An 8727-nucleotide genomic window follows, 5' to 3' on the forward strand; every position below is an offset into this window, starting at 1 on the left:
AACGCCATGGTAGACGACACCTACACCAAACTGCAGTTCCTCGTAGAGGAGCCAAAGATCACCATCAACCCAATAGGTCAAAAACACCATACTGAGAGGGTCAATATTTCTGGTACCACCAACCTGGCATACGATGATAACGATCTGCTCGTTGAGGTTACTTCATCCTCATTCAAGCCGACCGACAAGTCACAGAGTGGTGAGTTCAGTGGCGCAACCGGAACTGTCAAGGTCCAGCAGGGCACTGACGGTCTGAACAAGTGGAGCTTCAATGTCGACGCATCCACGTTCAAGCCAGACGAGTACATCGTCCGTGTCTCCGGTGTCACTACCGATGTAGTTGAGACTGCACTGTTCAACGTTGTTGAGGCAGGCGGCGCTCCAGTTGCAGCAGCAACTCCAGCAGCAAAGGTAACTGCAGCCGCAACAACCGTTGCAGACAAGAACGCAACTGTAGCTGACAAGAACGCAACTCCAACCGAGAAGCCAACTGTAGCAGCAACAACCGTTCCACCAACCCAGAAGCCAACCGAGAAAGCAACCACTGTTCCACCAACCCCTGAGCCGACCAAGAAGTCCCCAGGATTTGGTGCACTGTTGTCACTCGTAGGCCTCGGAGCAGTCGCCTTCCTGGCACTGCGCCGGAACTAAGGGTTAACCCTTAATTTATCCTTTTTTTTGATAGTTTATCGCCGTTAGGTTCTCCTCTGTTTTATTCAGGTTCCGTTTTCCGATGCACTAAATAGGATAGAACCTCAACGTTATGGCATGAAACTAGCCGTACGCCTCGTTGATATTGCTGCACGGGGTGTGCTCCTGCATCAGCAGGATGCAAAATCCCTGGGAGTTTTTCCCGGAGACAGGGTCGAGATAACAAATCCTTCAACCGGCATATCAATTGCGGATTATGTTGAGACGACATCTTCTCTCATTAAACAGGGGAAACTTGGCATTTATCACCAGAGTAACGAACAGTTACAGGTTAGCGATGGTCAGTCATTAGAAGTCAGAGTTGCTGACCGACCAGTTTCTCTGGATTACATCAGAAAGAAAATGGATGGTGACCGTCTCTCACGTGAAGAGATACGGATGATTGTGAGTGATATCGTACACGATAATCTTTCACCAAGTGAAATCACGGCTTTTGTAATAAGTTCCTATATTAATAATCTTGATATTGACGAGATAGAATACCTCACCAGGTCGATGGTTGAGACCGGGGACAGACTGGAATTTCATACCGGTCCGATCGTTGACAAACATTCGATTGGTGGAGTCCCTGGTAATAAAATAACCTTTCTTGTCGTCCCCATTATTGCAGCGGCAGGGCTGTTGATTCCCAAGACCAGTTCACGTGCAATCACCGGGGCAGGGGGCACTGCCGACCTGATGGAAGTCCTGGCACCGGTTGAATTTTCAGCGGTAGAAGTTCAGCAGATGACCCAGAAGGTTGGCGGTGTTATTGTATGGGGTGGAGCGACCAATATCGCCCCGGCTGATGATAAGATAATTTTACAGGAATATCCCTTTAAAATAGATCAGATAGGACAGATGATTGCCAGTGTAATGGCAAAGAAATTTGCGGTTGGGGCCCATGTCGTTGCAATTGATATTCCGGTAGGTAAGTATTGCAAGGTTCATTCCATCCCCGAAGGCCAGAAATTGGCTCAGACATTTATTGAAATTGGTGGAAGGTTGGGTATGCGGGTAGAATGCGCATTGACATATGGTGATGCTCCGGTTGGACGGGCAATCGGCCCTGCTCTTGAGGTAAAAGAGGCCTTAGCGATTCTTGAAGGAGCGGCATCACCGAATTCCCTGATTGAAAAAAGTACTGTGATTGCCGGAATAGCATTTGAACTGGCAGGGAAAGCGAACCGGGGAGAAGGTATGGCCCTTGCTCTGGAGATCCTTGCCTCAGGGAAAGCCCTGAAAAAGATGAAGGAGATCATTGCAATCCAGGGTGGAAATCCAGAAATTACCTCTGATATGGTAAAACCTGGTGAGTTCTCTCATGTGGTCAAGGCAGATCGGGATGGATATGTGGTTGAAATGAATAACCGGTCACTGATCTCCATCGCACGAACAGCAGGTGCACCCAATGATCATGGTGCCGGGCTTTATATTCATGCAAAACCAGGAACCCACCTGTCCCGAGGTGATCCAATCTTTACCCTGTATGCTGAACGTAAATGGCGGCTTGAAAAAGCACTTGAGATCGCCCGGACACTCCGACCGATAATGGTCGAAGGGATGCTCATTGATCGTGTACCGAATCATCAGGAATGGATTCCGTCACGGCCACAGAGTAATGGGGTTGAATAGACTTCAATTTCTGATATGATTACATATAACAGAGAGATCGGTATGCAGTATCGGATTTGTAAATTGATACAGGGGATAGTGATACTTCTCATCAGTTGTATAATTGCAGGTGTTCCAGTCTGTGCCCTGAATATTATGGTGTTTGAACAGACTGATCGGACTGTGCCGATTCCTCAGGCGCTGATTTATGCGAATGGGGAGTTTGCTGCAACCTCTGATGTGAATGGAACCTATAATCTTTCGTATGAAGGAGATCCTCCGGCTCTTCGCATCGCAAAGGCAGGGTATCGGGAATGGAAAGGATCACCATCGGTGAATGATACGCTCCTGCTGGTTCCATTGCAGATACGAAACTGTACATACTCAGTTCAGATTTTTGATGCTGATACACTTCTCCCGCTTACAGGAATCCAGGTGAAAGCTGGTCTTTCTGATGGAACGATCCGACAGAACCGTACTGATTCGAATGGCAGTGTTCAACTCCCCCTCAGAACAGAACAGGTCTATGATCTCACCATAACCGGGGGCAAATACCAGACAATAAGAGACAAACTGGTTACCGGGTTTGAGGATACTGCAGTGCAATACTCCATGATACGCAATGACCGTCTCTCTCTTCTGGTGCAGGATGCCCAGACACACCATCCGGTACCTGATGCTCAGATCTTTACTGATAGAACCGATTCAGGAAAGACTAATGACAAAGGGATTCTTATCACGAACATGAGCCGGGGGACTGATCATATGATCGAGGCAACAGCACCCGGATATGAGAAGACCATCCTCCAGAAGAATCCTGGAGAAGAAGATCTCATTATTGAGGTTACCCTGCTCCCGCTCAAATCAAGAGTTTTTGTTTCGGTTTATGATCCTGCCAGGCAACCAATTGAAGGCGCAGAAATAAAGATTGATGGAGAATCGGTGGGACTGACAACCCAGTATGGCCGGTTATCGATTCCTGATCGCGAGCTTCGATCGTACATCTTTACCGTCAGTAAAATCGGATACAAATCTGCCAGTCGAACTCTCGATCTCACTCAGAATTCATCAGATATTATCTTTGATCTGCAACCCGAAGTTACCCGTGTTCAGGTATCAGTTGAGAATCTGCAGGGAATATCACTTCCAAATGCATCAGTCCTTGTGAATGGCTCACTGGTGGCGAAAACTAATAGCAATGGATCTGCGATTCTGAACCTAAACGAAGCCCGTTCATATCTGATTGGAGTGGAGCTTGATGGTTATTATCCAAATAATTCTACAGTCAAACTCCCTCTCTCTGGTCCTGTCAGTCTTCTCCTTACTCCAAAGGAGCAGGATAACGTTGCAACCTCCCTCCCCTGGCTTTACATAGGGGTAGGAATTGTGATCGTCCTGGGAATAGGTTTCTTCCTTCTCTACCGGGGTGGTGGGAAAAGACCATCATCACATGTCCGAAAAAAACGTAGCACTCTCAAAAAAAGATCTCTGTAATTTTTTTATACGGATCCAGTGGGAATCGAACCCACGTCCCCGGGTCCGAAGCCCGGTAGGATATCCGCTACCCCATGGATCCTCTAGATGGTTCCATCCGTAAGGTATTAATGATTTTTATCCTACCTGTATGGTATGATACTGTCATCACGCTCGCTCCGGCAGCGGTTAGAGATTCCTGCCGGGGACGGAGGTGTAGTCCTCGAACCCTATGGCGCTGAATGTCAGCAGCCTGCCTCCTATGATCTACGGGCTGCAGATAATCATATTCTGGAACGCGGGGTGATGACTCTGGTTGCAACCATGGAATGGGTTGAACTCCCCTCTGACCTGGCAGGAACCCTGCGTTGTCGCTCGTCCTATGCACGTCGGGGCGTTCAGATCAGCGGAGGATTTGTAGATCCCGGGTTTAGGGGGCACCTGACGCTCTGCCTGGTAAACCTGGGAGAAGAACCTGTCATGATCAGTGCTGGTGATCGGGTAATACAGATGGTCTTCTCAGAAGTAAGTGAAGGGGATGAGATCTACAATGGTCGCTATCAGGATAGTAACGGAGTGGTATCTGCACGATGATCAAAACCGAGCATAAATATATCGAGATATTGCGGATTCTCAAAGATTACCAGGAGCCAATGGGGGCTAAACGCCTTTCAGAGCTCCTGGCTGAACGTGGGTATGTGATGACTGACCGGGCGGTACAGTACTATCTTCGCTATCTTGACACCAGGGGATTTACTGAAAAAGTAGGAAATCAGGGAAGAATCCTAACTTCTACAGGCATTGCAGAGACTGATTGCGCTCTAGTAGAGGATCGGATTGGTTTTGTCATTTCCAAACTTGAACGACTGGCATTTCGTAGTACCTTCAACCCTGATACTTCCACCGGCGATGTGGCGTATAACCTTACGATTGTCCCTGATGAGAAACTGGATGCTGTGGTTAACGTTTTTAACCGGGTTCGGGATGCAGGCTGTAGTTTTTTCCAGTCATATGCACTCGTCGATCGGGATCCCCGGGTACCAGCAGACCATACCGGGCTTCTGACTGTTTGCAGTATCACCATGGATGGAGTATTTCAGCATAATGGAATTCCGGTAAAAATGGCATATGGTGGCACTATCCGCATTGAAAACAAAAAGCCCGTTGAATTTGTTGATTTGATTGGATATCAGGGTTCAACCGTTGATCCGCTGCAGCTTTTCATAAACTCTGGGCTTACATCTATAGGACCGTACATCTCCGAAGGTTCCGGTGTCCTCCTCGCTAACATCAGGCAGATTCCTGGTTCTTCATGGGATCGTGCTTCAGATCTGATTACCCGTATGCAGCATTGTGGATTCAGATTCCCACTTATGATGGGCCGGGGTCAGATCTTCAACCTGGTCACGGATCCTGGAAGAATATCTCTGGTGTCTTATTCCGGGATGAACTCAATCGGGTATGCAGCAGAAGAAGGGCTGAAACTGGTAACCGAAATCGGAGCAGGTACGATTCCGTTCTCCAGGATTATCAGTAAAAACTAATTTATTGCGGATCTGTTTTTTTTTCTGTAATTAACTGATCCAATTCACTTACTCTGGGAATCTCATTCAGTCCGGATAATACAATGAGCACCGCGACATGAGTTCCGTACCTGGCAGAGACCGGACTGTCTCCTGACCTGAGTTCGTATCCGTTAATGCTATCATCAACCCATTTTCGGACTGCCATAAAACCTTTCATTGAGAGTTCTTCTTCAGGTCCTGCCAGGAGTATGAGTGCTTTTCTCGCAGAAGATAGTTCACAAAATGCGGAAATGTCTCTGAAAACTGCTTTTTCCGCAAGTTTGACTATCCGTCCTGCCCTTTCCTGCCGATAGACGATTGATTCCTCCTTCTGCTTGAAGAATCCCATTCTGGACTGGTCATTAAGAGGTTCGTCTGCGAGACCGATGGTAATCAGATCCATACCTGTAATGGTGTTGAGAATCTCCCTGGTATCCAGAACCATCTGTGGTGGGGTATCCTGAACCTCTCCTGCCTGAATTAGCAGTTGTACCCGTTGAGCAATCTGTCGATTCACAACATCATAGGGATCAGTGGAGATCTTTTCAGGAGTACCCGGTAACCAGAATCGTTCGGTTGTTGCTTGATTTTTTTGCTGAATTGCAGTCTCTATCTGTTCTCTTGCCTTATCCAGCCAGAGTTGGTTATCAAAAACAATAACGCCGTCCAGAATTGCCCGAATCTGGCGCATATTACTGGCAGCACGTTTGAGCCGTTCCTGACCTTCCCCATTGGCAGGGAGAGTAACCAAGGCAAATACTGGTTCATACATTGTCTCTCTGATAATTCCTACGAGATGAGGAACCAGGTCAATAAGCCCTCCTCCCAGCCCGGCACAGAGCAACACTGCATCATGACCCCCGGCATCATATGACCGGAGCCGGGCTTTTACTTCATCAATCGTGAAGGTGGTTGTAAGAAGTGTAGGATCAGAGATTGAATCTTTTGGAAAGTAGACCTTCCCTTCGCGCTCAATATTGGTGAGGCTCTCAAGTACCTCAGGATCATTATCCACCGCTATAGCATGGATTGCTGTGCTCCGGGTTGATCTGTCGGTGGGCTCTGCTATTGCATCAGCAATTCGACTCCCCGCCGTACCAAGTCCTAATATCAAGAGTCTCATTTTATCACCCGTTACACCGTAATCCTCAGCCCGGTCCTTGAAGTGTATATATGTACTCCCCTAATCTCATAAAGAGTATCTGGGGGCAAGGTAAAAATTTGCCCGTAACGGCCGATATCCTCCATATCTCCATGCGTCTGTGATTATTTTTTGGTCTCAATAGAGATCCCCTTATGAAAAGCCGGATGATTTTGGTTTAATAATCTAATAATGGCAGATTAATTGAGATTCAAATAATAATGTTTTTACCGGTGTGGGTTTTATTAATCAATTGAGGTGACATACCTTGACTTATGGTATAGAATTCGTTCCAGGAAACATTAACGTCAAACAGGTGGTCAATTACTGTAAACTTGCAGAATCAAAGGATATTGATTTTGCCTGGATTACCAACCACTACAACAATCGCCACTGCTACCCAACCCTTGCAGCAATTGCTGAGGCAACCACAACCCTGAAGATGGGTCCGGGTATCATGAACGCTTTTACCGACACTCCTGCTGCAATGGCATCCTTTGCATGTACTCTGAATGAGATTTCAGATGGTCGTGCAGTCATGGGTATCGGACCAGGTGACCTCTCAACCCTTCCAAAACTTGCAATCAGCCCGGATAAACCGGTTGGACGCCTTGAGGAAGCTGTTTTACAGATGCGCAAACTCTGGATGGGAGAACAGGTCAGCAAGTCTGGCATGAAGTTCTTCGACTACGACGGTGCCAAGTTAACTGGTGTCAGCTTACCAGGAAAGAAGGGCATTCCAGTGTACATTGGTGCCCAGGGGCCAAAAGTCCTCGAACTTGCAGGAACCATCGGAGACGGTGCCCTGATTAATGCATCCAACCCGAAGGACTTCGATGTCGCTATCCCAATCATCAAGGCAGCTTGTGACAAGGTAGGCAAGAAGGGCTTTGATATCGGTGCATACACGGCAATGTCCATCGACATGAACGAGAAGAAGGCACGCAACGCAGCAAAGATTGTAGCTGCATTCATTGCAGCCGGATCTCCAGAACCACTGCTTCAGCGCCATGGACTTGACCTTGCAAAGGTTGCAAACATCAAGGCAGCACTTGCCAAGTTCGACTTTAAGACTGCAGGAGAAAATGTCGATGACAAGACCATCGATGCCTTCACTATTGCAGGAAACCCAGATACCGTCAAACAGAAGTGTGAAGATCTTACCAAGTCCGGTGTAACCCAGATCATCTTTGGATCACCACTCGGTCCGGATATGGTTAACTCCATCCGCCTGCTTGGTAAGTACGTAGTCTGAAGACAGTACTCTCAATACCCTTTTTTCGGTTCATATTTATAGCGAGATGCCCTATACGAAAAGTAGGGCTGAATTGATGTTTACTTCGACCAGGATAGAGCACACCGGCAGTTATATCGAGTATCGTATTGAGAAACTGACTGGTTTTCGGACCCGAATCTGTCCTGAACGATTAAAAAGGGGAATCGGATCCGTATCATTACCTACATATCCTGATGACGGGTGTCCGTTCTGTCCTGATCGTATCGAAGAGGCCACACCCGTCTTTGCAGATGGCACCCGGATACGTGTTGGTGAGAGTCTAACCTTTCCGAATCTCTATCCTTATGCTGTATATCATGTGGTAACTGCGATAACCAGGGCTCATTCAGTTCAGCGCTTTACAACAAAGCAGATTGTTGATGCACTCAAAGGACAGATCACCGCTCTGGAGAATCAGGAAGGGTATGTGTCAATCAATTGGAATTTTCTGCCTTCCGCCGGTGCATCCCTTGCTCATCCACACCTGCAGGGGTTATGTGATTCTACTCCTGACACAATGCCTGCTCGTTACTTTACTGCCGGACTCCCGTACTTCCAGTCGTATGGTACAAATTATTTTAATGACATGAAGGAATATGCAGAACAGAGTGAGAGCGATCTCCCCGGGACATCTCTTTTCTGGTATGCTCATCCGGTTCCTATCGGTGAACGTGAGATACGATGTATCCTCCCTTTCACTAAGATCCATGAATTTCATCAGGTATTAGGGGATTTTGCCTCAGATCTCGTAATGATCCTTGAATTCTATCGTGAACTTGGAACCAGTGCCTTTAATATGGCAATTTTTTTTGCCCATCAAGAAAGCAGGGATCATGTTTCTGCATTCTGTTCTCTCATATCGCGCATTAATCCAAATCCTCAATCAACTTCGGATACCGCCTTTATGGAGCGGCTCCATCTTGAACCGGTTATCCTGACCCTTCCGGAAGAACTTGCTTCTATCTGGA

The 8727-nt window shown here is 47.3% G+C and carries 8 protein-coding genes and 1 tRNA gene; 7 read left to right on the forward strand and 2 right to left on the reverse strand.

Features of this window, described 5'->3' with window-relative positions; translation table 11 throughout:
• Positions 1-6: 6 nt before the first annotated feature.
• The 3 genes from LUQ50_RS02440 to LUQ50_RS02450 all read left to right on the forward strand — a co-directional run bounded on the left by LUQ50_RS02440 (position 7) and on the right by LUQ50_RS02450 (position 3798).
• Positions 7-651, forward strand: a complete 645-nt coding sequence (locus LUQ50_RS02440) for a PGF-CTERM sorting domain-containing protein (RefSeq protein ID WP_300035650.1) — start codon at positions 7-9, stop codon at positions 649-651.
• Between the two features lie 117 nt (positions 652-768).
• Positions 769-2325 carry an AMP phosphorylase gene (locus LUQ50_RS02445; protein ID WP_300035653.1) on the forward strand — a complete coding sequence of 519 codons (1557 nt, stop codon included), beginning with the start codon at positions 769-771 and terminating at the stop codon, positions 2323-2325.
• Positions 2326-2367: 42 nt separating this feature from the next.
• Positions 2368-3798, forward strand: a complete 1431-nt coding sequence (locus LUQ50_RS02450; RefSeq protein WP_300035656.1) for a hypothetical protein — start codon at positions 2368-2370, stop codon at positions 3796-3798.
• A 10-nt stretch (positions 3799-3808) separates the two neighbouring features.
• On the opposite strand, the gene LUQ50_RS02455 is transcribed toward LUQ50_RS02450, so the two are convergent.
• Positions 3809-3880, reverse strand: a tRNA-Arg gene (locus LUQ50_RS02455).
• 53 nt (positions 3881-3933) lie between these two features.
• Between LUQ50_RS02455 and dcd the strand changes: the two genes are divergently transcribed.
• Both dcd and LUQ50_RS02465 read left to right on the forward strand, forming a co-directional pair.
• Complete coding sequence (dcd, locus tag LUQ50_RS02460; protein ID WP_300035659.1) at positions 3934-4371, forward strand: dCTP deaminase; 438 nt, start codon at positions 3934-3936, stop codon at positions 4369-4371.
• Positions 4368-5321 carry an NrpR regulatory domain-containing protein gene (locus LUQ50_RS02465; protein ID WP_300035662.1) on the forward strand — a complete coding sequence of 318 codons (954 nt, stop codon included), beginning with the start codon at positions 4368-4370 and terminating at the stop codon, positions 5319-5321. Before dcd ends, LUQ50_RS02465 begins: the two co-directional genes overlap by 4 nt.
• Position 5322: 1 nt before the next feature.
• On the opposite strand, the gene LUQ50_RS02470 is transcribed toward LUQ50_RS02465, so the two are convergent.
• Complete coding sequence (locus LUQ50_RS02470; protein ID WP_300035664.1) at positions 5323-6465, reverse strand: hypothetical protein; 1143 nt, start codon at positions 6463-6465, stop codon at positions 5323-5325.
• 286 nt (positions 6466-6751) lie between these two features.
• On the opposite strand from LUQ50_RS02470, the gene LUQ50_RS02475 reads away from it, so the two are divergent.
• Together LUQ50_RS02475 and LUQ50_RS02480 are read left to right on the forward strand one after the other, a co-directional pair.
• Positions 6752-7738, forward strand: a complete 987-nt coding sequence (locus tag LUQ50_RS02475) for a 5,10-methylenetetrahydromethanopterin reductase (protein ID WP_300035667.1) — start codon at positions 6752-6754, stop codon at positions 7736-7738.
• Between the two features lie 76 nt (positions 7739-7814).
• A partial coding sequence (locus tag LUQ50_RS02480; protein ID WP_300035670.1) for a galactose-1-phosphate uridylyltransferase occupies positions 7815-8727 on the forward strand: 913 nt, incomplete at its 3' end.

This window comes from Methanospirillum sp. (genome assembly GCF_028679455.1).
GTDB lineage: Archaea > Halobacteriota > Methanomicrobia > Methanomicrobiales > Methanospirillaceae > Methanospirillum.